This is a genomic window from Fibrella forsythiae (genome assembly GCF_017353175.1).
GTDB classification, from domain to species: Bacteria; Bacteroidota; Bacteroidia; order Cytophagales; family Spirosomataceae; genus Fibrella; species Fibrella forsythiae.
Window position 1 is genome coordinate 1,071,342 of sequence record NZ_JAFMYW010000002.1, and the last position, 25,090, is coordinate 1,096,431.

Annotated in this window: 16 protein-coding genes; 3 read left to right on the forward strand and 13 right to left on the reverse strand. The window is 53.1% G+C overall.

The annotated features are described in order from the left end of the window. Window positions 1-128: 128 nt before the first annotated feature. Together J2I46_RS10505 and J2I46_RS10510 are read right to left on the reverse strand one after the other, a co-directional pair. Window positions 129-2,087: a BamA/TamA family outer membrane protein gene (locus J2I46_RS10505; RefSeq protein ID WP_229379679.1), complete on the reverse strand. Its 1,959-nt coding sequence runs from the start codon at window positions 2,085-2,087 to the stop codon at window positions 129-131. Window positions 2,088-2,166: 79 nt separating this feature from the next. Beyond that, window positions 2,167-2,682, reverse strand: coding sequence for a GNAT family N-acetyltransferase (locus tag J2I46_RS10510; RefSeq protein WP_207328951.1), 516 nt, complete (start codon window positions 2,680-2,682; stop codon window positions 2,167-2,169). Window positions 2,683-2,787: 105 nt separating this feature from the next. On the opposite strand from J2I46_RS10510, the gene fdhD reads away from it, so the two are divergent. Next, complete coding sequence (gene fdhD, locus J2I46_RS10515; protein WP_207328952.1) at window positions 2,788-3,639, forward strand: formate dehydrogenase accessory sulfurtransferase FdhD; 852 nt, start codon at window positions 2,788-2,790, stop codon at window positions 3,637-3,639. A 120-nt stretch (window positions 3,640-3,759) separates the two neighbouring features. On the opposite strand, the gene J2I46_RS10520 is transcribed toward fdhD, so the two are convergent. Next, window positions 3,760-6,624, reverse strand: a complete 2,865-nt coding sequence (locus tag J2I46_RS10520) for an alpha-amylase family glycosyl hydrolase (protein ID WP_207328953.1) — start codon at window positions 6,622-6,624, stop codon at window positions 3,760-3,762. Between the two features lie 155 nt (window positions 6,625-6,779). On the opposite strand from J2I46_RS10520, the gene J2I46_RS10525 reads away from it, so the two are divergent. Together J2I46_RS10525 and J2I46_RS10530 are read left to right on the forward strand one after the other, a co-directional pair. Beyond that, window positions 6,780-9,488, forward strand: coding sequence for a PAS domain-containing sensor histidine kinase (locus tag J2I46_RS10525; protein WP_207328954.1), 2,709 nt, complete (start codon window positions 6,780-6,782; stop codon window positions 9,486-9,488). Window positions 9,489-9,578: 90 nt separating this feature from the next. Next, window positions 9,579-11,495 carry a DNA polymerase III subunit gamma/tau gene (locus J2I46_RS10530; protein WP_207328955.1) on the forward strand — a complete coding sequence of 639 codons (1,917 nt, stop codon included), beginning with the start codon at window positions 9,579-9,581 and terminating at the stop codon, window positions 11,493-11,495. A 41-nt stretch (window positions 11,496-11,536) separates the two neighbouring features. On the opposite strand, the gene J2I46_RS10535 is transcribed toward J2I46_RS10530, so the two are convergent. The 10 genes from J2I46_RS10535 to J2I46_RS10580 all read right to left on the reverse strand — a co-directional run bounded on the left by J2I46_RS10535 (window position 11,537) and on the right by J2I46_RS10580 (window position 25,015). Beyond that, window positions 11,537-13,057: a tagaturonate reductase gene (locus J2I46_RS10535; RefSeq protein ID WP_207328956.1), complete on the reverse strand. Its 1,521-nt coding sequence runs from the start codon at window positions 13,055-13,057 to the stop codon at window positions 11,537-11,539. A 131-nt stretch (window positions 13,058-13,188) separates the two neighbouring features. Further along, window positions 13,189-14,535 (reverse strand): MFS transporter, encoded by a 1,347-nt coding sequence (locus J2I46_RS10540; protein WP_207328957.1) that lies wholly within the window; start codon window positions 14,533-14,535, stop codon window positions 13,189-13,191. A gap of 71 nt (window positions 14,536-14,606) precedes the next feature. Further along, entirely contained in the window at window positions 14,607-15,947 is a 1,341-nt protein-coding gene (locus tag J2I46_RS10545) for a hypothetical protein (protein ID WP_207328958.1), read from the reverse strand. Between the two features lie 85 nt (window positions 15,948-16,032). Further along, window positions 16,033-17,334 carry a metal-dependent hydrolase family protein gene (locus J2I46_RS10550; RefSeq protein ID WP_207328959.1) on the reverse strand — a complete coding sequence of 434 codons (1,302 nt, stop codon included), beginning with the start codon at window positions 17,332-17,334 and terminating at the stop codon, window positions 16,033-16,035. 80 nt (window positions 17,335-17,414) lie between these two features. Further along, window positions 17,415-17,849 (reverse strand): hypothetical protein, encoded by a 435-nt coding sequence (locus J2I46_RS10555; RefSeq protein ID WP_207328960.1) that lies wholly within the window; start codon window positions 17,847-17,849, stop codon window positions 17,415-17,417. A gap of 106 nt (window positions 17,850-17,955) precedes the next feature. Next, entirely contained in the window at window positions 17,956-18,405 is a 450-nt protein-coding gene (locus tag J2I46_RS10560) for a DUF4920 domain-containing protein (protein ID WP_207328961.1), read from the reverse strand. A 113-nt stretch (window positions 18,406-18,518) separates the two neighbouring features. Beyond that, a complete protein-coding gene (locus tag J2I46_RS10565) occupies window positions 18,519-21,797 on the reverse strand; it encodes a DUF7948 domain-containing protein (RefSeq protein WP_207328962.1) in 3,279 nt (1,092 codons plus the stop codon). A 184-nt stretch (window positions 21,798-21,981) separates the two neighbouring features. Further along, on the reverse strand, window positions 21,982-22,677 hold the full coding sequence (locus tag J2I46_RS10570; RefSeq protein ID WP_229379680.1) for an ABC transporter ATP-binding protein: 696 nt from the start codon (window positions 22,675-22,677) through the stop codon (window positions 21,982-21,984). A 44-nt stretch (window positions 22,678-22,721) separates the two neighbouring features. Beyond that, complete coding sequence (gene lpxA / locus J2I46_RS10575) at window positions 22,722-23,513, reverse strand: acyl-ACP--UDP-N-acetylglucosamine O-acyltransferase (protein WP_207328963.1); 792 nt, start codon at window positions 23,511-23,513, stop codon at window positions 22,722-22,724. A 107-nt stretch (window positions 23,514-23,620) separates the two neighbouring features. Next, entirely contained in the window at window positions 23,621-25,015 is a 1,395-nt protein-coding gene (locus tag J2I46_RS10580) for a bifunctional UDP-3-O-[3-hydroxymyristoyl] N-acetylglucosamine deacetylase/3-hydroxyacyl-ACP dehydratase (protein WP_207328964.1), read from the reverse strand. Window positions 25,016-25,090: the final 75 nt, after the last annotated feature.

Below are 25,090 nucleotides of genomic sequence, written 5' to 3' on the forward strand. Positions count from 1 at the left end.
GTCGTCAGAATAGTGCTCGAAGAAGGAGACAACCGACTGTTTCCAACTTCGTGACAAATATAATGTCGATACATTAATTACAAGCGTAATTTAGCGGTTATAGTTCATGCGTCGCTGGAAAAAAATGCTTACTGGAACGTGCTAACCTGGGGCGAGTTGATGTCGAAGTCGCGAAGACGCAGAACGGGGACGGCCTCGAAGGCGTAGCGCAGGGCCGCCGCATTATTGGGAAGATTAGGGTAGTACGTAAACCGTATCTGGAAGCTGTTGAACGTCAGATTCTCATTCCGGAGCCTGAAACCAATGCCATAGCCCTGATAGAGTGGCCCGGCCAGCAGCGATCGCTCGGGGTAGCTGACCAGACCCATGTTGGCAAACGTTAAAAAGGCCACCCGAAAACCAGCGATATTGACCCGTGAGAAAAGGAGATTTTCGTAGTCGACAATCAGCCGTTTGGTGCCAAACAGGCCTTCACCCCCCGCTCCAAAAATGTTATTGTTGTTCAGGTTGATCGATTCATTGTTGAAACGGTCGGCACCTACCGTAACGTGGGTATTGACAAAATGACGCATCTGCCCCCATTTAACCCGGTGTAAGGGGCTGAAATAGTTGGTTTCCATATTGACGACCGATTGCTCACGACGCCCTTTCCGGAAATAAGAACCTGTGTTAAGCAGGCCATACACGTACCCGATTTTATGAATATACTGTCCGCGCGAGAAGCTGATACCGAAGTAGTTACGTAACCCAAGTTCGGCTTCTTCAAACCCACCGACAAACGACATCAGGCTACCATATGGCACGTCTTCCGTACGGCCGAACCCGTAAATGAGCACATCCCGAACGTACCTGCGCTGCGAATAGCCAAGGCTGAAAATGGTGGTTCGCCGGTTCTGATAAAGCTGATTACTATCAGCCGTAACTTCCGGTCGTTTAGTATAATCATAAGCCGTAAGGCGGCCCGCTACCACGATCCGGGCGCGGTCATCGGGGTTTTTTACCCGAAACGGTGACGGAAACGACCGGCCAATCCAGATATCGCTGTAATAATAGTTGAGCGGAAAGCTAAGGATACTATCGCGCCGGTCGGTGACCCGGTTGTTGGTCCAGTAGCGGCCAAGTTCCAGTTGCCCCGCCCATTTTGTATCGGGATTCAGGAAGGGGCGGAAGATTTTGGCCGACAGGTATTTCAGGTCGCGCAGCAGCACCAGATCAGCCTGACCAGTCAGGAAGGTCTTACCGATGTAGGGAATCAGGTACCGGCCCTGATATTCGGTTTTCTGTCCGGGCAGCGTAGCATTATAGCTGATCCGGTTGAACAGCTGATGCCCCATGCCCCGGAAATTGCGCTGGTCGAGGCCGAACTGAAAATTGTTGAATCCGCTGAATCCACCGTCGGGTAACAGCGACCATACATCCTGCGTAATTACGTACACATCAACGAATTGCCTGCTGTTGGGCCGGGGCACCACCAGAATACGAACGTCGAGAAACAAGCCCACATTCCGGAGCAGCCGTTCGTTGTCGCGCAGCACCGTGGGGTTTATCTGGTCGCCTTCCTGGAATTGTAAATAGGATCGTCGGATGACGCTTTCCCGGGTGTTTATGTGCAGTTTGTTGGCAAACTTCTCCACCCAGTTGGCCGAGTTGCGGGTCGTATCGTACACACTGGCACCAAATACGCCCAGCCGCTTGATGAAAATGGTGCCGATGACCCGCCCTTCATATGTCTTGTATGGGTTGACTTCGATCTGGTTTACCTCGCCCGAGGGCCGGCTGTTATACACGTCTCTAAAGAGGATGTTATACAATTCGCGGGTGAGCTTGCCTTTCGACATACGCTGTTTCAGGCGGGTATACCGTACGCTGTCGCGTACTCGTTCGGCACTGTCGGCCAGCATCAATCCGTAGGGCGTTATCAGCGAGTCGATCGGGAGTTGTTTGGGCGTTGTATCTACGGCGGCTGTGGTACTGGTGGCGGGTGTGGCGGTTCGTGTTGAGTCTTGCGCCCATACACAGGTTGTACCGGCCAGCCAAAACAGCAGGCTGCCAGTCAGAATCCGGAGTAAAATGATAGCGCGTAACAATGGATGAATAGGATATAGCGGTGAAGCTGATTGGGTACAGCTCCGTATAGATACGAATGCGGGCCGAACGTTTAATTACTTAGAGGGCTTTCCATAGCCAGAAGTCACGTTGCCGTTCGCCCGCGAACCAGAATACATGCCAGCCGAGTCGGACAAAGCCCATCTTCTCATAAAAAACAAGCGCGGGGGCATTGTGTTCCCAAACACCCAGCCAAACCGCTGCATGCCCCTGATTATGAGCGTAATCCAGGCAGTGCTGCATCAGTCGGCGACCGTATCCCCGACCCACGTACTCGTCGAGCAAATAGATGCGAACAATCTCCAGTGCGTTCCGGATTGGCATTCGGCGTGGTGGGGCGTGGGCGTGGAGTTTCAGAAAACCAATCGCCTGGCCATCGTCATCTTCGGCCAGCCAGAACGTGGCGCGTTTATTGGTGAATTCCTGAGCATAGACGGGAACAGTGACGGCTTCGTCGAGATACTGCTGGATGGGGTTGCCGGGGTATTTTTCCGGACTAAAGGCCGCGTATAAACTTTGTCGGGCAACCGAAACAAGCGTATCGAGGTCGGATAACGTAGCTTGGCGAATGGTCATGGCGCAGTGATTGAAAATGCTGACGTTACAAAGTTTGGCCAGCGTAAAACCTATTAGCTCTTCGCGAACTTATAGATATACGACCTTTTTACAATCCAGTTGCTTATGCCACTCGTTGCGCCCACCGCCGTTTATCGTTTTTCAGCCGGAACTATCGCAGAAACGCCCGACCTGCTGGCTGTTGAAGAACCGCTGGAAATTCGGCTGGGCTACGGACCTGCTGATGATCGGCAGCAGCGCCCGCTGGCAGTAACCATGCGAACGCCCGGCCACGACGTTGAACTGGCGCTGGGGTTTCTGTTCACCGAAGGTATTGTGCATGCGCGGGGAGAAATTTTGTCGGCCCGCCACTGTTCGCGCGAGGAAACCGAGAAAGGTAATGTAATTCGCGTTGAACTCAATCCCGACGTGCAGCTCGACTGGGCCCGGCTTGACCGCCACGGCATCACAGCCTCGAATTGCGGCGTTTGTGGCAAAACATCCATCGACGCGATCCGTACCTCCTGCCCCGCACCGGTGTCAGGTACGTTCCGCCTCGACTCCGCTACGTTGCGGACATTGCCCGATCAGCTACGTACCCAACAGCAGGCCTTCGCCCATACGGGAGGGCTACACGCTGCGGCATTTGTGGGCGCAAACGGTCAATTGGGTCCGGTACGTGAAGACATTGGCCGCCATAATGCACTCGATAAACTGCTGGGCATTGCCTTCTGGAATGGCAACGTACCTGTGGCCCGGCAAGCCGTGCTGGTCAGTGGCCGAATTGGCTTTGAGCTGGTTCAAAAATGCTGGATGGCCGGTGTGCCGATGCTCATTGCACTGGGAGCACCATCCAGCCTCGCCGTTGACCTGGCCCGCGAAGCTGGCATAACCCTGGTCGGTTTCCTACGATCCGACCGATTTACGCTCTACACGCACCCGGAACGCGTGTTGGATGCTGAACTGATAGCCCGCTGATTAACAGCAGCTTATTCTGAACAAATATTTGCGGGTACGTTCCTTGTTGCCACTAAAAAAGCCCCGACGAGTGCCGGGGCTTTTTAGTGCAGACTGATCTTATAGGTTTAAAACGATTGTCTACTCCTTTAGCACCTTACGTACCTGCGCACCATCGGTTGTCTGGACGTTCAGGAAATACATGCCGGCTGGCAAGGCTTTCAAGCTCACTGATTGGCGCAATGTCTGGGCTGTTTTCTGAACCGTCAGCGTTTGCTGGGTACGTCCCGATACACTATTTACCGACACCGTTACCGGGCCACGATAGGCGCTTTCCCAATCCAGCACAGCCACGTCGGTGGTGGGGTTTGGCGATACCGTGAGGCCAAACAGTGGTTCTGTGGCCAGTACTACCGGGGCTGGCGGCACCAGATTCCAGGGCACAATATTGGCTTCGGGCGTAGGCAGCTTGGTGGTGGTCAGAATATGCCATTGGCCGGGTTGCATGGTTAACGCCGTGCTTGCCGTAGCGTTGACCGACTGGCCGGTGAAATAATCGTACCACGTACCGGTTTTGGGTAAATCGAGCACGACAGCATTAGCCTGCACGTCAAAATTGCCGATGATCACCACGGGTTGTGTGGCGTTGTTCAGTACCAATCGTTTCACGGGCTGATTGGCTATAAACGTGTAATCAGTCGTTTGGAACGCTGGCTGCGACAGCTTCAGCTTGATCAGCTCCTGATACACGCGTAGCAGCTTGGCCCGGTTGGCATCGGCGGTGTACTGCCAGCGAATAGGTTTCGCGGCAGTGCGGCAATCGTTGTTGTAATTGCCGTCAGAGCAGGCGTTGATCCCCAGATCGTAGCCAAGTTCGCCAAATTGCCAGATCAGTTTTGGGCCGGGAACGGGAATAAACAGTGCGGCGGCCAGTTTGGCCCGCTCCAGTGCTGTAGCAACGTCTTTCGTATTGTACGTACCTGCCGAAACTCCGTTCTGAACCAGGTCGAATACCATTCGTTCTTCGTCGTGGCTTTCCATGTAACCCAGAACATTTGGGTTGTTCCAGCCGCGCAGTTTGTAGGAGATCCAGTCGAAATTATCGTCGCGGCCGTTTACTACACCCCGGGCGGCATAGCGGTAATTGTAATTGTGGTTACCCCAGAACAGCATGCCATAATTGGCCAGTTCTTTCTCTTCCGTGTTATCGGCGAAATGCTCCAGAATCACGTAGGCCGACTTGTCGTAGGTACGTATCTGGTCATAAATCCGTTTCCAGATCGCAACGCGGCTGGCGTCATAGGCACCCCAGGCATCCACATTGTTCGGATTACTTTTCTGCGTGAATCCTTTCGAGAGGTCAAACCGGAAACCGTCCATTTTGTATTCCTGCAACCAGTACTGATTGATTCGTTGTACCAGTGCCTGCGTGGCCGGACTTTCGTGGTTGAAATCAAAGAAAACGCTGAACGGGTGCGTGGCCGTTGGGTTAAAATAGGGGCTGTCGGTGGATGGTTTGGTGCCATCCCAATACATTTTTACGTACGGGAACTCGTAATCGGCCTGGTTCAGTACCATGTCCAGAATCACGGCAATTCCGTTTTCGTGGCATTTATCGATAAACGCTTTCAGATCATTTTTCGACCCATAGGCCTTGTCTGGCGCGAAGTAATAAATTGGATTATACCCCCACGAATCGTTGCCCGAAAATTCCATGATGGGCATTATCTCGATGGCGTTGATGCCCAGTTTCTTCAGGTATGGTAACGAGTCGCCCACGTTTTTATACTGGCGGGAAGCGATGAAATCGCGAACCAGCAACTCATATACCACCATGTTTTTAGCATCGGGGCGGGTGAAGTTGGACACTTTCCAGGGATAAGCCGTCTGTCCGGTTTGCAGCACTGACACAATCTGTCCCTGCGCTTTGGTAGGAAAGGCTTTCAGACCGGCGTAAGTGGCCGTCAGAAACGAATCGTTGTTGCGGTCCAGAATCTTGTCTGAATAGGGGTCACCGGTCGGAATCTGCCCGTCTACGAGGTACTGGAAGGCCAGTTCCTGCCCTGATCGGAGACCCGTCAGTGCCAGCCAGTAGCGGTCACCGTCGGGTGTTTTATTCATGAGCGAAGCCGGGTCGGGGGTCCAGTCGTTTTGCTCACTCAACACAAGCACAAACGTTTTCTTCGGCGCATACAAGACCAGCGTGGCACTGGTGGGGTCAGAAGCGCTGTAGTTTATGCCGTCTTTTAACCCGGCTGGCAGGGCCGCAATGGTGGGGGTGGGTTTCACGTACAACAGAAACGAATCAGCAGCCGTTTCTGTAGCCGTTTGGGCGCTGACAACCACTTTGCGTATGGTGTTGGTGGCGGTGCCTGTGGGCACGCTGGCCACCAGTGAGTCTGCATTCGTGGCCGACGCCGACGTAACGCCATTCACCCGGAGCGTCAGTGTCGCCTTGTCAGAAACGTTGGCTCGAACAGAAACGCTGGTATTGGGTTCTACCAACAGGAATTTAGCCGTAGGACGGGCAAAGGAAACGGTCAGTTTGGCGTCGTAGATGGGCGTAAAAAAATCTTCGGTCTGTGCGGTTCCGGCACCGTTTTTTACAACCAGACCCAGGCGCCTAATGGGGGTTCCTACAGGTACGTTGTAGTAGGTGCGGGGTACAATCTTGATCTGCCATTTATCGTTACCCAGCGAAGTCATGGTGCCGGGTGCGTAGGGCGCATTGAAATTGGTTTGCCCCGTTGGGCCAAATTCAAAGGCATTACCCGTTTCGGTACGGCCCGCGCCCGACCAGAGGTAAACGTCGTCTTTTTTGCCAAGCAGGCCTGCAGCCCGGCCGTCTTTTGCCTGTTTCAGGTCAATGATAATGGTTACCTCACGATCGGCCGTGGGGAAAGAGGGTTGTGTAGTAACTAGCTGGGCAAGAGCCGGAACGAGCTTGCCAAGCCACAGTGCCGTCAGTAAAACACCCCTGGTAAGTTGATAAAGTTTGGTACACATACGTTGTATTTTTGGATTATCAAAGGTAGTGAAGCTATCCTACTGATTTTAAATATTACGCAGTACGAGTGCGGATGGTGAGGCCATATGTAACTTGCATTGCCGTTGATTGACCCATCCCGCCAGCTACTCAAGGCTTTTTTTAACTTCTCTGAATGTTGCCTGAATCATCCAACGATCTGTCATTGTCTGCGCTGTTAGACGTTCTGCCTGAGGCAATTGCCTGGCTGAAACCCGTTTATAACGCCGATAATGAACTGATCAACCTTCAGTTTGTGTATGTCAACGAGGTAATTCGTGCCCAGTCGAGAATCACGAACTATGCTATTGAGCCGGGCACGTTTTTTCTAGACGATACCGAGGTCAGGCCAGCCTACTTCCAGCAACACTTTTCGCTGCTGAGCCAAGTGCTTCAAACGGGCGTAACGCAAACCTATACCCAGTTCAACGAACTCCTCAACGGCTGGTACACCATCACGCACCGGCTCATGGACGGTGGCGTGCTGAGTGTGGCCCGCAACGTATCGGAAGAAATGCAGGCCGCCAAAGCATTGGAAGAACAGGCCAGCCTGACGCAGGCAATGCTGAATGGTTCGCAGGCAGGTGTGCTGTTGCTACAGGCTATCTACAACGTACAGGAGCAGATCGATGATTTTCTGATCATTGCCGCCAATAAGCCCATGGGCGAAATCAGCAATTTTGATCCCAAGGCTATCATCGGGCAACCCATGGAAAGGGTATACCCCAATTACAGACAGAGTGAATTCTTCAGGCTCTATTGCCAAACATTTATTGACGGTGAACCCCGCCGGGCCGAATACTATTACGAAGATGCTATTCGCAAAGGGTGGTTCGAGGCGTCGATCAACAAGCAGGGCAATTACCTGGTTCTGACGGTTACCAAGACAACCGAAACTCACGAGTTCCATGCCACTGTGGAGCAGGCGGCCCGCAACCTGCAGTCGGTCATCGATCATTCGCAAACCGGCATTTTCGTCTTCAGCCCCGTTTTCGACCCACTGGGCGAGCAAATCATCGATTTTCGGTTCAAAACTATTAATCGAATGGTGGCCGCGCTGGTGGGGCAAACTCCCGATGGGATCACGGGTCAGGTGGCTTCAGACTGGTTTATCAGCTACCGCGAGACGGGCCTCTTTGATAAATACCGGCATACGTACCTAACCGGCGAACCGCAGCGGTTTGATATTAACTACAACGTTGATGGGTTCGATGTCTGGTTCGATGTTCAGAGCGTGCGGGTAGACAATGATGTACTGGTCACCTTCACCGACTACACGCTCCTGAAGCACGCACAACAGACCCTTGAACAGCAAGCCAACCAGACCCGGAAACAAACTGAATTGCTCAACAGCGTGCTCGATGGCTCAGAGAGCGGCATCATGGCCTTTGAAGCCGTTCGTGATCCTGAACTGAATACGATCGTCGATTTTCGGTTCGTAGTTGTCAACAAAGCCTGCGAATCGATTTTAGGTTTACCGATTGAGCCGTTGGTAGGGAAGAGCCTGTATGAAGTATTCCCCGGAAACTGGGAAACCGGTTTGTTTGAATTGTATGCCCATACCACCGAAACGGGGCAACCCGGCCGGACGGAAGTTTATTACAATCATGATGGGCTGGATTTCTGGCTGACCATTTCAGCGCAGCAGCTAGGCGATGGTTTCGTGGTGACGTTCTCCGACATTTCGGCTCTGAAACGGGCTAACCGGGCCGTAGAAGATGCTGCTGGTGAGCTGATTACGGTTGTAGACACCTCACAGACCGGCATTTTTCTGTTTGAACCCATATTCGATAAACAGGGAACGGTTACTGATTTTCGGTTCAAACTGGCCAACAAGCAGTTGGGGACGTATATCAATAAAGATTCCAGAGAAATTACGGGTAAACTGGGTAGCCAGCTTTTTCCCGATTACGTGTCGAACGGGCTTTTTGAGCGCTATCGGGCAACGTACCTGACCGGCCAGAATCAGCGGTTCGATTTTCACTACGATGATGGTGGCATCGACGCCTGGCTGGATATAATGGTGACGAAAATGGAAGGGGGGATATTGGTAACGTTTACCGATTACACGGCTCTGAAACAACTCCAGCACCAACTCGAGAATACGATTGCCGACCTGAAACGAACAAATGATAACCTGGAACAGTTTGCCTACGTAGCCAGCCACGATTTGCAGGAACCGCTGCGCAAGATCCGGTCGTTTGGGGATGTGCTGAAAGGGAGTTTCGGCCATCAGCTGAATGACGAAGGGACCGGGTTGATCGATAGAATGCAGACCGCTGCCAACCGAATGTCGGGCCTGATTCGCGATTTGCTGGCGTATTCGCGGCTGGCTTCGCGTAAGGAGAACCTGGAAGCGATCTCATTGCAAACGGTGTTGTCGCGGGTGCTCGACGACCTTGATTTGTCGATCCTGGAAACCGGCGCCGTTATACATGCCGGTCCCTTGCCTACCGTATGTGGTGATGATTTTCAGCTCCGGCAGTTACTGCAGAACCTGTTATCGAATGCCCTGAAATTCCGGCCGGAGGGTAGCTCCCCGGTAGTACACATACAGAGTGAACGAGTGCCCGCAGCTACACTCCCTGCCGACGTAAAACCTCTTCAACAGGCCGACTACTACGAGCGTATCGAGCTATCAGACAACGGAATAGGCTTTGAGCAAAAGTATGTAGATCGAATTTTTCAGGTCTTTCAACGGTTGCATGGACGTAGCAAATACGAAGGTACAGGCATTGGACTGGCCATCGTACAGAAGGTGGTTGAGAACCACGGCGGTGCCATTGTAGCCACCAGCGAACCTGGAAAAGGAGCCACATTCACTATTTATCTGCCAGCCATCTAGCCGGTGAAATGGCCAGCATATTGGCGCATCTCCCGCGATCAGGTTAGCCGGTGAGGTAGGTTTTCCGCCCTCGTCCCGTTATCTTTGAGTATGGATAATTTTGTGGTTTCGGCCCGGAAATACCGCCCCGCCACCTTTGACACCGTCGTTGGTCAGGGGCACATTACCACTACCCTCAAGAACGCAATCAGGACCAACCAGTTGGCGTCGGCGTTCCTGTTTTGCGGGCCACGTGGCGTGGGTAAAACCACCTGTGCCCGTATCCTGGCAAAGACAATCAATTGCACCAATCTAACGCCCGACGCAGAGGCCTGCGATCAGTGTGAGTCGTGCGTTAGTTTTAACCAAAATGCATCGTTCAATATTCATGAGCTCGATGCCGCCTCCAATAACTCGGTTGATGATATCCGGAACCTGATCGATCAGGTACGTTACCCGCCGCAGTCGGGAAAATACAAGATCTATATTATCGATGAGGTGCACATGCTCTCAGCGGCGGCCTTCAATGCATTTCTGAAAACGCTGGAGGAACCGCCTGTCTACGCCATTTTTATTCTGGCAACGACCGAGAAACACAAGATTCTGCCCACGATTCTGTCGCGTTGCCAGATCTTCGACTTCAACCGGATCAAAACGGCCGATATGGCGGCTCATCTGGCCAGTATTGCCACTAAAGAAGGTGTAACTGCCGATGGTGAATCGCTGGAACTGATTGCCCAAAAGGCCGATGGTGGCCTGCGCGATGCCCTGTCGATGTTCGATCTGAACGTTACCTTCTCGACCGACCGAACGCTGCGCTACCGGGAAGTGCTTGATAACCTGCATATTCTCGATTACGACTACTATTTCCGCCTGACCGATCTGCTGCTGCTGGGTAATCTACCACAGACGCTGCTGGTACTTGACGAGATTCTGCGAAAAGGATTCGATGCCCATCAGTTCGTGGTGGGACTGAATCGTCATTTTCGTGATCTGCTGGTTTGCAAAGACGCAGCCACCGTACAATTGCTTCAGGTAACAGAGCGGGTGCAGATGTTGTACCTGGCTCAGGCAGCACAGGCACCAATGTCTTTTCTCCTGTCTGGATTAAGCATCGGCGGGCAGTGCGACATGAACTTCAAGCAGGCCAAAGATCAGCGGCTACACGTTGAACTGTGCCTGATGAAACTGGCCAGCCTCCGCGATCTGTTGAATTGGGAAGCCATGCCCGAGCCAGCGGCCACGAGCCGATCATCGGCTATTGCGCCGGCTACCAACGGAATTGCCATCAGCACAGAGAACGGTGCTGAAAAAAAAAACGGCCACTCCCAGCCTGACAGTGCCCAACCCGGTAACGCTGTAGTAGAAACGCCCGAAATTGCTACAAACGTACCTGATAGTAACGTACCTGAACCAGCTACTGCCACATCAGCTACAGCCGAAACGCCGCCCTTCACCAGTGAACCCGTTGGGAATTATCAGGCTGCTGCCCGGCCGGCGGCGTCACGCCCGGCCATCCCGCCGCTGCCGCCGCGTACTGCTGCACCGGCCACAGGTACACCGCTTCCGGCCACCAGTCGGTTACGATCAACCGTTGGCATTGGCGCGAAACCACAGGTCGTTGAAGCAGAAGTGACCGTTGTTACCGGCGAGCGGCCCAGTCAGCCTTTCACGGTTATTGCCCTTCAGGCTGCCTGGCAAACGTTTGCGGTGCAGCGCCGCCAGCAGACAGATAATGCTACCGAGCAGATTATTCTGAATCGGGATTTTACGCTCGATAGCTATACCATCAGCCTCAATCTGGACAACCACATTCAGGCAGACCTGTTCGTCAGTATGCTGCCAGAGCTGCTGGCACATTTACGGCAGAGCCTGCAAAACTGGCAGATTCAGATCGAGCACGCCGTGGTGATGGCCGAGGTTAAAAAGATGATTTATTCGCCGCAGGATAAATTCAATTACCTCGCCGAAAAGAATCCTGCCCTGCATAAACTCCGACAGGCCCTGGGGATGGAGGTCGATTATTAACGAATGGCCATCAACTACTCAATGACCATTCGTTAAAACACCTACACCATGTTCACCGCGGCCTCTACACCGTTTGTCAGCATGGTGTTCAGGTACGTTGTCACTTGCTCCGTGAAGCCGGGTAGTGCGGTCAGGTCGGTTTGCCAAAGCGCTTTATCGGCTAACACCGCCTGAACGAACGTTGTTACCGACTCGCTGTCGCCAGCTTTTACGGTCTGCCACTTGTCGTAGAAGTAAGCTGCCTGCGCATCGCGGATAGGATAGACCAGTTCGCCACCGGGCACAAGAATTTCGCCCACAAACTCACCTTCGTCAGTCTGCCTGCTGGCGCGCATAAAGAGCAGAAAAGCCGCAAAGCAAAGCGCCATACGGGCAGGTACAGCCCCGGTAGATGCGGCCAGGCGCTGCATGGTAGGTACGTTACGCACCTGCATTTTGGCCGATTGCTGGAGAGTGATATTCAGCAGAAAATGCTCGTTGAACGGATTTTTGAAGCGGTCGATCACTTCCTGAGCAAACTGATTGACAGCCGCCTCACCATCATCGCCCGCCAGATCGGTTGGTACGCTGGGAGCAATGTCTTCCAGCATGAGCCTGGCAACGAGCGGACCCATCAATGGGTGCTTCATCGACTCGTCGACCGTTACATTGCCCAGCAGGTAGCTGAGCGGGGTCATAAACGTATGGGTACCGTTGAGCAACCGGAGTTTTCGCTCCCGGTAGAAGCTGATGTCTTCGTCGATGACCAGGTGCGTTGGGCTGACGTCGGCAAAGGAAAGCACCTTACGAACCCGATCATCACCTTCGATGGCCCAGAAATAATAGGGTTCGGTGGCCGTTAACAACGAATCGGTGTACCCAGCCTGCTGTTCGAAACGGGCGGTAGCTTCTTCGTCGGGTTTGCCGGTCACGATCCGATCGACCAGTGAATTGCAGAAACGGACGTGAAATTTCAGCCATTTCATGAACAGCTTACCCAATTCATTGTGCTGCGCGGTGCGTTCAACGGCATCGCGGAGGCGAAGGCCATTGTCGGGAAGTAACTCCGTAGGAACAACAACCAGACCCATTTTCCGAGAGCCACCCGCCCCCTTGAAACGCTCGTAAAGGAACGCCGTCAGCTTGGCCGGGAACGACTTTGGTGGGCTTTGGAAGATGCTTTCTTCTACATACTGAAGGCCAACTTCGGTGGTGTTGGAGACAACGACCTGAAGCGACGGTTTGCGGGCCAGCGCCAGAACATCGTCCCACTGCGTCTGGGCAGCCAGCACCCGACTAATGGCCGTAACAACGGTTTGTTCTTCAATGGTCTCCCCATTCTGTACACCACGTACCCAAACGGAATACCGGTTTTCCTGCTGGGCGAACTCACTCACATCATTGCCGGTCGATTTGACAACGACGACAGACCCATTGAACGTGTTTTGTTTGTTGGCTTTGTCGATCAGAAAATCGACCAGACCACGCAGTAATACGCCGGTGCCAAATTGAAGAACGCGCTCAGGAAGTGCGGCGGTTGGTGTTCCGATCGCAGAGATGACAGGTGATGGGGATTGGTTCATGGGACAAAATAAGGGGCAACAGCCACGTCTGGATAATGTAGCTGCTATTTCTGAGTAAAAATAAGCCTACGGCGCATACCAGCGTATATATCACGCTGATTCGTAGTGAATTGATCGGATTAAGGCCTGAATCAACGGGCCAGGGTAAAATCTGGTGCCAACTCGTCGGCCGTAACGGGTTCAAGGCGGGGCAGCACCAGATGAATTAGCAGCAAGGCCAGCAGGTAAGCGCAACCGGCCATAATGAATAACGGTTGATAACCGAGTGTGTTAATGATATCGCCTGAGTACCGGGCCAGTAAAATGCCGCCTACTGCGCCAAACATACTGCCAATGCTGGTAACGGTGGCGGTCACGTTTTTTGGAAACAGGTCTGAAGCGAACGTGTACATGTTGGCCGCCCAGCCCTGATGCGCCGCCGTAGCCAGTGAAATCAGGGCAATAGCCACCACCAGACTATTGGTTTTGGCGGCATACATGATGGGTACCACGCAGAGCGCACAGATCAGCATGGTTGTTTTCCGCGCCTTATTGGCCGACCACCCTGAGTTCATGAGCTGTGTGCTGAGCCAGCCAAAGAAGATACTGCCTGCGTCAGAAACAACGTAGATGATCAGGAAGGGAACACCAAACGATTTAAGGTCGAGCTTTTGGTCAAGTGCATCGTTGGAATTGAAAAAATCGGGTAACCAGGCCATGTAGAACCACCAGATTGGATCGGCCAGAAATTTGCCGATAGCGTATGCCCAGGTCTGCTTATAGGAAAGCAGGCGCAACCATGACACACGCAGTGGTGGTTCGCTGGTATCGTCGCTACGGATATAGGCTAATTCTGCCGGGCTCAGGCGGCGGTTTCGGTGTGGTTTTGTGTAGGTAAACCACCAGAGAATCAGCAAGCCAAACCCTAATATCCCCGTCACCAGAAACGAGCTGCGCCAGCCAAAATTCAGAATGAGATAGGGCACCAGCAGGGCTGTGAGAATGATGCCAACGTTGGTGCCGGCGTTGAAAATACCGTTGGCATATGAGCGCTCGCGGCGCGGAAACCACTCTGACACCGTCTTGATAGCTGCCGGAAAATTGGCGGCTTCGCCCAAACCAAGGGTAATGCGGGCGAGGGTTAACCCGGATAAATTCTGCACAAACGACGTACCCACGGCCGCCAGGCTCCAGACAATGATGCTTAATGAGAAACCCCGCTTGGTGCCAATCCGGTCGATCAGCCAGCCAACCAGCAGAAAGCCAATGGCGTAGGCAAACTTGAATGCCGAGTCGACTTTACTGTATTCAACCCTGAACTGATCAATGCGCTCCTGAGTCAGAATGTCTGTTACTGCCATGCCGAGCATTTCCTTGCGGAAAAGCTCATCCGTCATGGTAAAGGATAACACCTGCCGGTCAATATAATTAATGGTTGTTGCCACAAAAAGCAGCGCAACCATACGCCAGCGAAATGTGCCGGGAGAAGTAAGATTCATGCGGTCGAAAGCACAAAACGAGTTGAATTTACCCTCAACCCAAAGGTGACTTTGGGCGATAACTGGCGGCGTTAAGGTTCTGGTACGTACCAGAACGGAATGGCAATAATATCGTCGGGAGCGGGTTGTCCGGGGCGCTGGATCCCTACCCGAAGCAGATTCCGGCCTTTGATGAGGTTGCCCGGTACCAGTACCGTTTGCCAACCGCGCTGCTGCATTGTTCCAGCCTGCGCAAAAAGCAGTTCTGGCTGGGTAAATACCGAATCATTAACCGTTAGCCTGACAAGTTTGTTGATCTGCTGATTACTCCAGGAGGCATACTGGCGGCGCACTTCCTGCCTCGATAGCGAATCGGGCCAGACGGGCTTCGGTGCTACGCGGGTTAGCAGTGTGTCGAGGGCTTTCGGGTAAGCGATGAAAAGCCGTATGTAGGGTTCGCGGATCACATCGGCCTGAATAGAGGCTACGTCTATAAGCGCACCCTCGGGCCGTTGATTGTCGTATGCGTCAGGATCTACAAACAAGCTGTCTACCCGGGCCGAGTACAGGTGGCGGCTGTTTAAAAACGAACTTCGCCGGTTGCCCCGCGACTGGTCTACTGCGTATTCGACAAAAAACACCACACCAAACACGGTCATAAAAATCGCAAAGGTGCGGGTAAAGCGCTGCTTTGGTATGTGACTGTAGAATGTGTTTGTGATGTACGACGAAGGCCGGTGGATACCCAAAAACAGTAGTTGGAAGGATTTCGTCAACCGGTAGTGCATTTTTTCACCTGCAGGGTGTTCTCGTACTTTTTTCAGGCTCAGCACGATCAGCGCGATGTAAAAACAAATAACCAGCACACCAGCCCCGATCTTGACGCCCTGCCAAACCTGCGCCGATACGTTTGGCTGAATGAGCATGTACGCTACTAAGCTCAGCAGATAGAATATGAAGATTATAAACAGAAAAAACACAAACTGAAAAGCAAGGGCAAACACAATGTTGCACCGCTTGTCGAGCCAGAGAATGTAGCGATCGAGCGGGCCCAGCTCTTCGGCCATCCGTTGCTGGGCAAAAGGAGTCGAGAACGGGATGCGGTCGTAATGGATTCCCGACGGATAAACGGCAAGCAGCCCCACCAGCCCTACCCAAAACGCCCGCATGACGAAGTTGGCCAGGAAAGCGACAAACAATACGTAAAACGTAGCTCGTATCAAGCTGTATGACAGCGATATAAGCACTTGGGGTATTCCCTCCGTATTGAGCAGAAAATTGTGCTGCAGGTAACCGTAGGCCGAATCGAGCAGGTCGGGCAGTTGCAGGATGGCAAACATGGCAACGCCCGAAATGGCCAGTTCGAGATTCCAGCTCTGGGCGGTTAATTCCCGTAGTTTTTCCTGTTCGTCGGGTTCTAAAGCTGGTGTCATAGGATGGTATAAAGCCGAGTAGTTAAGAGTTGTAGTAGGCAGTCGGCGAGTTCTTCCACCGACTGCCTACTACGTATTAAATGCGCTATTTATATTGCTTGCCGTCTTTCATGACAAACCGGACGGTTTGCAGGGTCTTGATATTCTGAATGGGGTTTTCGTCAACGGCAATGATGTCGGCGAACTTACCTGCCTCGATCGAACCAATCTGGGTATCCATGCCCAGCAGTTTGGCGTTGGTCATCAGGGCGGAGCGAATGGCTTCAACGGGTGGCATGCCCGCCTCCACCATGTATTCAAATTCCTTGGCGTTGTAGCCATGAATATACACGCCCGCATCGGTGCCGAAAGCGATGTTTACACCCGCTTTGTACGCTTTTGCGAAGGTGGCCTGAATTTTTGGGCCAACAGCCAGCGCTTTGGGCGTAACCAAGGCTGTGTAATAGCCGAACATTCTGGCTGAGTCGGCCACGGTTTTACCAGCAATAATGGTAGGTACGTAGTAGGTGCCCATCTTCTTGCAGATGGCAATGGCCTCGTCGTCCATGTATGTGCCGTGTTCGATGGTCTGAACGCCAGCGCGGGCAGCCCGTTTAATGCCTTCAGCACCGTGGGCGTGGGCCGCAACAGCAAACCCGTAATCTTTGGCGGCTTCCACAATAGCGCGGGCCTCTTCTTCGGTGAACTGCGGGCCAGACCCGTCTTTGGCGTTACTCAGTACGCCACCGGTTGCCGTTATCTTGATCAGGTCGGAACCGTCTTTATACCGCTGACGAACCGCCTTCCGGGCTTCATCGGGGCTATTGATCACGCCCTCTTCCGGGCCCGGGTCACCCATCAGGTCTTTCCGGTAGCCGTTGGTTGGATCAGCGTGGCCACCCGTGGTGGCGATGGATTTACCCGCTGTCATGATACGTGGCCCGTCTACCAGGCCCCGGTTCACCGCATTGCGCAGGGACACGTTCACGCCAGTGCCGCCGAGGTCACGTACGGTGGTGAACCCCGCCATCAGCGTTGTTTTGGCATATTTTGCTGCCTGAAAAGCCACATCAGGTACGTTCTGTGTGAACCGGTCAACGATGCCGCCCCGCCGGGTTTCAGTTTCCAGGTGAACGTGCATATCAATCAGGCCCGGTAGTACAGTCTTGCTTTTCAGGTCGATTACCCGATCCTGTGCAGCAGGAGTTGTGTATCCACGCTGAATGGCGGCAATTTTATTGCCTTCCACCACAATGGTCATTTCGCGTTGCAGATCATTGCCGGTGCCGGCGAATAGGTTGCCGCAATGAAGCAGGGTACGTGATGGCGCCGTTGCGGCGGGTTGAGCCAATAGGGGAGACGTGCCAAGGCAAAGCCCGAGTAGTAAGGACAAGTAGTGACGGTTCATGAAGTAGACCTGAGGATACAAAAAAACCGCAACCCAAACAGGTTACGGCCTTGAAGATAGGTAAATCAACAGGGATTTTCCTACAGTTTTGTTACGTCAATAACTGCCTGCGTTGCCGCCGAAGATGGCTGGTTGACTGTAGGATACGGTGTAACGTCGCGCAGGATTACTTTGTACGTGGCACCCGAAAGAACTACACCAGTTGAATCTGATTTTCGCTGAGCACCATTCGTTACATCCGGGCCGAGTACCAGACGTACCTGTTTCTGATCAGTGTCTTTCGACAGGGTTGCTTTTACAACCGCGTTGCCTGCCCAGATACAGACTAAGCCCTCCGGGCAACGGCTATCAGTAAGGGAATCGACGCGAACGGTAACATCATTCTGTAGGCGGGCCGACTGGTAGGCACGGAGCGCTACGCGGTTGGTGGGGGTAGCATCCGACGTTTTACAGGCATATGCCAAGGGGACTGCTGCGAAAAGAAAAGCGGCGATCGATTTCTGCGAGTAAGTCATAACACAATCGGTTTAGCACTAAAAAAGCGTAGCCGATACGGCCGTTGGCTGCATTGGCTACGCTATCTATGACCCATGCCGCTGATCGGCCGTTGGAACAGCGCGTTTATTTTTTAACAATTACACCGTCAGCTACGAAGGTGAGGGCTTTCTCCGGCTCGGTAATTTTGGCAATTTCTTCCTTGCTTTTGCCAGCATCTTCGGCGTAATGACGCAGTTCGTCTACAGGCGTAACGCTCTGGATAGCCGTACCCTGCATGACAACCGTTTTGCCAACAATATCTTTCGGAACAAAGAAACCGTAGTCTTTGAATGATACCCGCATCGTCTGACCATCGGTGGTGTTTACCTTCATCCAGCAGCCCTTTACTTTGCAGACAGACTCAACGGTACCTTCCACTTTGGCCGGCATCTCTTTTTTGTTCGCCATGGTGGTGGCTAACTGGGCAGCTGGAACGGCACCCTTCTCGGTGATTTTTTTGCCGTGAAACGAGTCCTGGGCCGAAGCGCCAATTGTTAAGCCCAGTACAAGGGCCAGTATAGCAACGAGTTTCATACGAGTTGTGTGTTTTAGTAGTACAAAGATAGTGTGCCAATTGCCAAGTTTCAGGTGTCAAGTGCTTTGCTTCTCGTCGACAGGGTATGTCAGTGGAGCCCTTGACACTCGCTTTATTCCAGCACCTCGATCCAGCCTTTGCATTGAGAGCCTCCGGGTGTGATAAGCAGGTAAAAATAGGTGCCGTGGGCCACTTTTCGGCCCCAGTCGTTGGCGTAGTTGCTGGATTGGAACAGCAGCTTGCCCCAGCGGTTATAAATGTCGAGTTTGGCTCCGGGGAAACCAACATCGAAGACGTCGTTTTTGCCGTCTTCATTGGCCGTAATCATGTTGGGGATCTGGCTGAAATCTTCGTAGATAATGGGGTACTTGAGCGAAATGGCACAGTCGTTTTTCATCGCCGTTACCGTAATCTCATACGTACCTGATCGCGGGTAGCGGTAATTCTCGGGCACGCGGGTACGAAGCGTATCACCATCGCCCATCACCCATAGAAACTGGTTAGCGCCCACGGTCGAGTTTATAAAGGTGAGTCGGGTAGGTTTGCCGCAGTCGGGTGTGGCCTCAACGCTGATGTTGGGTTTGAACGAATTATCGGCGCTGACGGTGACGGTGCGGTTTACCGAGCAACCATATTCGTTGGTAATGGATACGCTGTAGGTTGTGCTTGCCTTTGCTGCCACCAGAATACTGGCCGACGTTGGATTGGCCAACCCGGCCGCTGGTGACCATAGGTACGTTACACCACCCTGAGCGGTAAGCGAAACGGGTCGGTCGGCGCAAAGAGCCGTGTCTTTACTGACGCGGAAATCGGCCGGATTTACCCGGATAACCTGCTGTGTGGAGTCTACCAGTTTGCAGTTAAGCGGATTATAAGCCCGTAGCCGAACAATGTACTCGCCGGGTTTATCGAATGTGTATACCGTAGCGAGCGCGTTGGTCGATTGCACTTTGCCAACTATCTGCCATTCGTAGCGCCGCCCGCCAATACTGGTGTTCTGGAAAGTAAGAGTCAGTGGCGCGCAGCCTTCGGTTACGTTTTTCTTAGTGCCCAGGTACGTGTCGAAGGTGGCTTTCAGTTTATCCGTATCGAATTTGAAGGCAATGTTATTGCAACTGGTATTACCCCGTGTTTTCGACCAGGCGGTGGCAGTAGCTGGAAACAGGTTGGTTCGACAGCTACAGGCCGCGTGGTAAATGGTACCGTCTTTGTCGAATCGGCATGTACCTCCGTCTACGTGGTCACCGTCGGAAACTGCGTCGGCGGCTGTTCGGGTATCGCCCATGAACGTACCGTAAAGCAACGACTTTGCGCCCCGTTCCAGTACGCCAATCCAGAAGTTACTGGCGCTGGTAACGGGCTGATAAGCGTCTGGCGTAACGGGCAAACCAGCGGTGGTACTAAACGCATTGTAGCCATTTCGCTGGTTGACGGTGCCACCCCATCCCGCCAGGTAAATATTGCCGCATGCATTGACCAGAAAGGCCGTGGGGGCAATATCCGGGCCTGTTATTGAGCCGTTTGCCTGCAACGCCCGCCCCGTACCGATCACGGTTGAAAAGACAGTTTTGCTGAGATCGGGCGAAAGGGCGTGGATGAATTGGCCGCTTCTGGCATTCGTATACACGTTGGCTGACACCGGGTAAAGCCCCCTGGTTAGGCCAAGCACATGCGGCGAGTTATCGGGTCCGATATCAACAAGATCGGCCACATCGGAGAACGACGTACCCAGGTACGTTAGGGCCGTGATTTTCCCTTCGGTCAGGCGGGCCAGGTAACCGTCGTTTAAGCCCGCCAATTGCGGTTGAAAGCTGCCCGCTGTTCCCAGATTGGTGCTGTATGAAGAGCCACACACATAGAGCGTGCCATCGGGTGACAGGCGTAGTCCGTGGGCTTCATCCACACTGTTTCCTGCAATTCGGGAAGCCCATCGAAGCTGCGTCAGGTCGGCCGAAAGTCGGCAAACTACACCATCTGAAAATCCGTTAAGTTTGGAGCCGTCTGTCACGGGAAAATCGGCTGACAGCGACGTGCTGGCTACATACACATCATCAGTAGGACCAACGATCACTTCACCCCGAAACTCATCTGAATAATTGCGAACGTAAGCTGATAGCTGGGCCTGAGGTGGTACATACAGATTTAAACCATCATTATCTGAGCCGCCTAGTAAGGTGCTGCCAATGAGCGATTTGCCATCTGTAGCGAGGCGCGAGATGAACAAGTCGCTGGCCAGGGTGTAATCGAGATAGCCGCCATATACGGACGTTCCGCCACCCCGAACAGACGTAAGGCCCCGTTGAAAAGCCCCCGCGGTGGTTGGAAAGGTAGGAGACGCGGTACTTCCCATGATGATCAGTTCACCTTTGCTGTTCACTACGGCACTATGCGGGAGATCTGCACCACTACCGCCCAGGTTCACGGCATAAAGCAGGCGCGATCCATCGGGCGAAAATTTCATGATACCCACGTCGGTTTGCCCGGCATAATCAACCTGGAATGCGCCGGTTGTTGCCGGAAAACCAGATCCCCAAACCGATCCGGCTGCATAGGTGTTGCCTTCCTGGTCATAAGTGGCGGTGTGCCCAAAGTTATCGGCGCGTGAGCCAGAAAATGTCGTGAATACCAGTTCCGGATCGATCGTTAGCGCCTGGGTCTTGTCGTATCCCTTCGGGAAGTCAAACCGGGCAACTGGCCCATCAAGTATCCACCGTGTTGGCACTTCCGTAGCCTTCTCGGCCTGAGTGACGAAGCTGTAGGGCGCATTTTCCCGGAACTCATTCACTGATGTTTTGATGATCAGTCGGTTATCGGTGAGCGATAGCTGATCGGCCCCCGCGTAGGCAAGCTGGATCCTGGCCGGATCGGCGCCGGGCTGCACCACGAACTCGTATTTCAGTGTCTGGTAATACGCGTAAATGCGCAGATGGATGCCGGGATAGACATCGTGATAAATCACTTCAGGAAATCCACGTACGCCACCTGCCCAACGCGATGGATCATTGCCGGTAAAATAGCTGAACGACGTACCTACCGGGTTGATCCCGTCTACGCGACCTGTGCCAGTTCGATTGAGCAGCGAAACGGAAACGCCGTGTGCTCGTATGCTTGGCGAAATCGGATCTGTAGCGGTTGGGGCGGTATGACGACGGGCAGTTTCGCGGGTATCGTAAAAGACGTAATGAAGGCCGCTCCGTTTGAGAAACAGAAAACCACCCGGCAGGTCGGCGCGGAATAGGATATCGCCTGCCCACTGCCCGTTGTTCTCTACGAAAACGATGCCCGGCGTGGAGTCGCCCGGCGAATCCACGCCGGGTGCAAAGCCGCCAGGAACGGCAGAACAGGTCAGGTACGTTAGAAATAGAAGTATCGATGTCAGAACAAAGCGCATGGGGCAGGGTAGGGTATAGCCTTATCTAAAGCTACAAAAATTATTCCGAGCCTTGTTATCTGTTCGCTTTTCAGGCAGATAACCTCATGTGCCGGTCCACAGCCTTTCTGATGAATACTACGCCACTGGGATTTACGTTGCTAGCCGTTACGTATTCAGCCTACGCGCAGGCAAGTGCATCGAATTACTGCTTCCACTGCATCACGTCGATCACGTTCGGGCAGAAATCGTATTCGGAGGGTTGGTTAGAGCCAATGAGCAGCACAACCGGTGGCGTTGTGGCGGGAGCGATTAACCGGGTAACGTGGTCGTGGTACCAGGCCGCCCCCTGCCGGTCGAGGTTCGAGGTAGGCTCGTCGAGGAGGACGATACTGGCTTCTGAGAAGAATGCCAGCCCCAGTTTGACGCGCTGCTTCATGCCCGACGAGAAAAATTTGATCTCTTTGTTGCGGGCGTGGGTCAACTGCATTTGTTCGATCAACTCCAGCGGCTCGGCTCCGTTGCGGAAGGGCTTGAAGCGGCGATGAAAATCGAGCAACTCAAGAAGCGTTAGTTCTTCGATGAGTTCAAGGTACGGAGCGGCCAGTACAATCTGCCTGTACCAGTCCTCGTCATCGATTGGTTGTTCATTGCGCAGGTACGTTAGCTTACCTGCCGATGACGGCTGCATACCTGCCAGCACTTGAAGGAGCGTTGATTTTCCGCTCCCGTTTGGCCCAACAAAGGTGTAACTGTTGCCCGCTGACAGGGTCAGATCAACACCTCGGAAAATCCATTCCCGACGGTATTTCTTCCCGATTTGTTCAGCTACTAACGTGAGGTTTGCCGTTTTCAGTTTGCCGCTTTCAGTTGCTTCGCTAAGTGGTAACGCAGTCAGCAAGCAGCGCAACTGAAAACTCAAGACTGCAAACTGAAAACTGTGACTTATTCGCCGCTTCCGCCGCCGGGACCTTTCATGATGCCGCGCTCTGAGTTGCGGATGAAATTCAGTACTTCGTCGCGTTCGGCGGTGGCCGGAATATCGAGTTCGATGCGGTTCATGGCTTCGGCGTTGTTGAAGCCACGCAGGAACACGTACCTGTAAATCTCCTGAATCTCGTTGATCTGTTCGTTACTATAACCACGGCGACGCAGGCCAATTGAATTGATACCGGCGTATGACAGTGGTTCGCGGGCGGCTTTTGTGAAGGGCGGCACATCTTTCCGAACCAGCGAGCCACCCGACACCATGGCGTGCGGCCCAACCTTCACGAACTGATGTACCGAGCTTGACCCGCCAATGATGGCCCAATCGCCCATATGCACGTGGCCGCCCATCTGTACGTTGTTCACGATAATACAGTGATCACCGATCCGGCAGTCGTGGGCAACGTGCGCGTAGGCCATAATGAGGCAATTGGCTCCGATTTCGGTGCGCCAGTGCTCTTCTGTTCCCCGGCTGATGGTTGCGTACTCACGAATGGTGGTATTGTCGCCGATGATGGCCTGCGTTACCTCTCCGTTGAACTTGAGATCCTGAGGTACGCCGGCAATGACGGCACCAGAATAGATTTTGCAGTTTCGACCAATACGAGAACCCGAATTGATCACCGCATGGGAGCCAATCCAGGTGCCTTCCTTGATTTCAACGTCCTTATGGATAATGGCGAAAGGCTCAATTACCACATTCTGAGCAATCTTGGCTTCAGGATGGACGTAGGCTAATGGTTGAATCATTATGAATATTGTTTACTGTCTACTGTCCTCTGTTTACTGTTGCTCCGCTTGCTCAGATACGTTCAGGTAAGCAGCGCAACAGTAAACAGTAAACGGCAAACAGCAAACTATTTTTTCTTGACTAAACTGGCGATCATATCAGCTTCGCAGACCAGGTTGTTGTTCACATACCCACGTCCCTGCATTTTCACAATTCCGCGCTTCATGGGTGAGCTGAACTCACAACGGAAGATTACGGTATCTCCGGGCAATACGTTGCGACGGAAGCGGCAATTCTCGATACCGATCAGGTAAGGCCAGTAATTCTCGGGATCAGGAACGGTGCTCAATACCAGAATACCGCCTGTTTGCGCCATGGCTTCCAACTGCAATACGCCGGGCATGACCGGATTGCCCGGAAAATGGCCCGGGAAGTAAGGCTCGTTCATAGTCACGTTCTTGATGCCAACCACGCTGCTCTCGTCAAGGGCAACGATTTTGTCGATCATCTGGAACGGATACCGGTGGGGCAGTAACTGCGTGATGCGGTTAATGTCGAGAACAGGCGGTTGCCTGGGATCGTACTGAGGTACCTGATTCTGGGCATTCTTTTGAATCAGGCCCTTAATTTTCTTGGCAAACGCCACATTGGCGGCGTGGCCCGGGCGTGCTGCCAGAATCTGTGCTTTGATTGGGCGGCCAATCAGCGCCAGATCGCCAATCATATCGAGCAGCTTGTGGCGAGCCATCTCGTTGGGGTAATGCAGTTGCAGGTTATTCAGGATACCCGCCTGTTTATTCACCCCCACCCGCGGTTTATTCAGCAATTCGGCCAGGTGGTCGAGTTCGCCCTCGTCAACATCACGGTCAACGATAACGATGGCATTGCTCAGGTCGCCGCCTTTGATCAGGTTCTGCTTATAAAGCGCTTCCAGCTCATGCAGAAAGACAAACGTGCGGCACGAGGCAATTTCCTGCGAAAACAGGGTCAGGTCGTTCAACGACGCATGCTGGCTGTTGATAACCTGCGAGTTATAGTCGACCATCACTGTGAGGCGATAATCGTTGAGCGGAAGGGCAGCTATTTCGATATCCTTCTCAGGATTCCGGTGGTGCACAAACTCCGTGATTTCGAAATACTTCCGATCGGCGTTTTGTTCTTCGATTCCTGCAAACTGAAGTGCTTCGACAAACTTGATCGACGAGCCATCCATGATGGGGGGCTCCGGCCCATCGAGCTGAATCAGGGCATTGTCGATCTGCAGGCCAACAAGCGCAGCCAGCGTATGTTCGACCGTGTGGATACGAGCGCCGTTCTGCTCAAGCGTAGTCCCGCGCGACAGATCGACAACGAAATCAACGTCGGCATCAACGGTTGGCTGGCCGGGCAGGTCGATACGCTGGAATTTATAGCCATGGTTGGCGGGCGCAGGCATGAACGTCATAGTAGCCGATACGCCCGTGTGCAACCCTACACCCGATACCGAAACGGCTTTCTGAATGGTTTGCTGTTTAATATTCATCGTAAACTGTTTGCTGTTTTCTGTTTGCTGCCTGCTGTTACGTTGCTATATAATATACTGGTTGAATAGCGTAGC

Coding starts and splice junctions, on each gene's coding strand:
- J2I46_RS10520 (WP_207328953.1), bottom strand. CDS start 6,624: ATGTGTACCAAACTTTATCAACTTACCAGGGGTGTTTTACTGACGGCA.
- J2I46_RS10530 (WP_207328955.1), top strand. CDS start 9,579: ATGGATAATTTTGTGGTTTCGGCCCGGAAATACCGCCCCGCCACCTTT.
- J2I46_RS10535 (WP_207328956.1), bottom strand. CDS start 13,057: ATGAACCAATCCCCATCACCTGTCATCTCTGCGATCGGAACACCAACC.
- J2I46_RS10565 (WP_207328962.1), bottom strand. CDS start 21,797: ATGCGCTTTGTTCTGACATCGATACTTCTATTTCTAACGTACCTGACC.
- J2I46_RS10560 (WP_207328961.1), bottom strand. CDS start 18,405: ATGAAACTCGTTGCTATACTGGCCCTTGTACTGGGCTTAACAATTGGC.
- J2I46_RS10555 (WP_207328960.1), bottom strand. CDS start 17,849: ATGACTTACTCGCAGAAATCGATCGCCGCTTTTCTTTTCGCAGCAGTC.
- lpxA (WP_207328963.1), bottom strand. CDS start 23,513: ATGATTCAACCATTAGCCTACGTCCATCCTGAAGCCAAGATTGCTCAG.
- J2I46_RS10545 (WP_207328958.1), bottom strand. CDS start 15,947: ATGACACCAGCTTTAGAACCCGACGAACAGGAAAAACTACGGGAATTA.
- J2I46_RS10550 (WP_207328959.1), bottom strand. CDS start 17,334: ATGAACCGTCACTACTTGTCCTTACTACTCGGGCTTTGCCTTGGCACG.
- J2I46_RS10525 (WP_207328954.1), top strand. CDS start 6,780: ATGTTGCCTGAATCATCCAACGATCTGTCATTGTCTGCGCTGTTAGAC.
- fdhD (WP_207328952.1), top strand. CDS start 2,788: ATGCCACTCGTTGCGCCCACCGCCGTTTATCGTTTTTCAGCCGGAACT.
- J2I46_RS10540 (WP_207328957.1), bottom strand. CDS start 14,535: ATGAATCTTACTTCTCCCGGCACATTTCGCTGGCGTATGGTTGCGCTG.
- J2I46_RS10580 (WP_207328964.1), bottom strand. CDS start 25,015: ATGAATATTAAACAGCAAACCATTCAGAAAGCCGTTTCGGTATCGGGT.
- J2I46_RS10510 (WP_207328951.1), bottom strand. CDS start 2,682: ATGACCATTCGCCAAGCTACGTTATCCGACCTCGATACGCTTGTTTCG.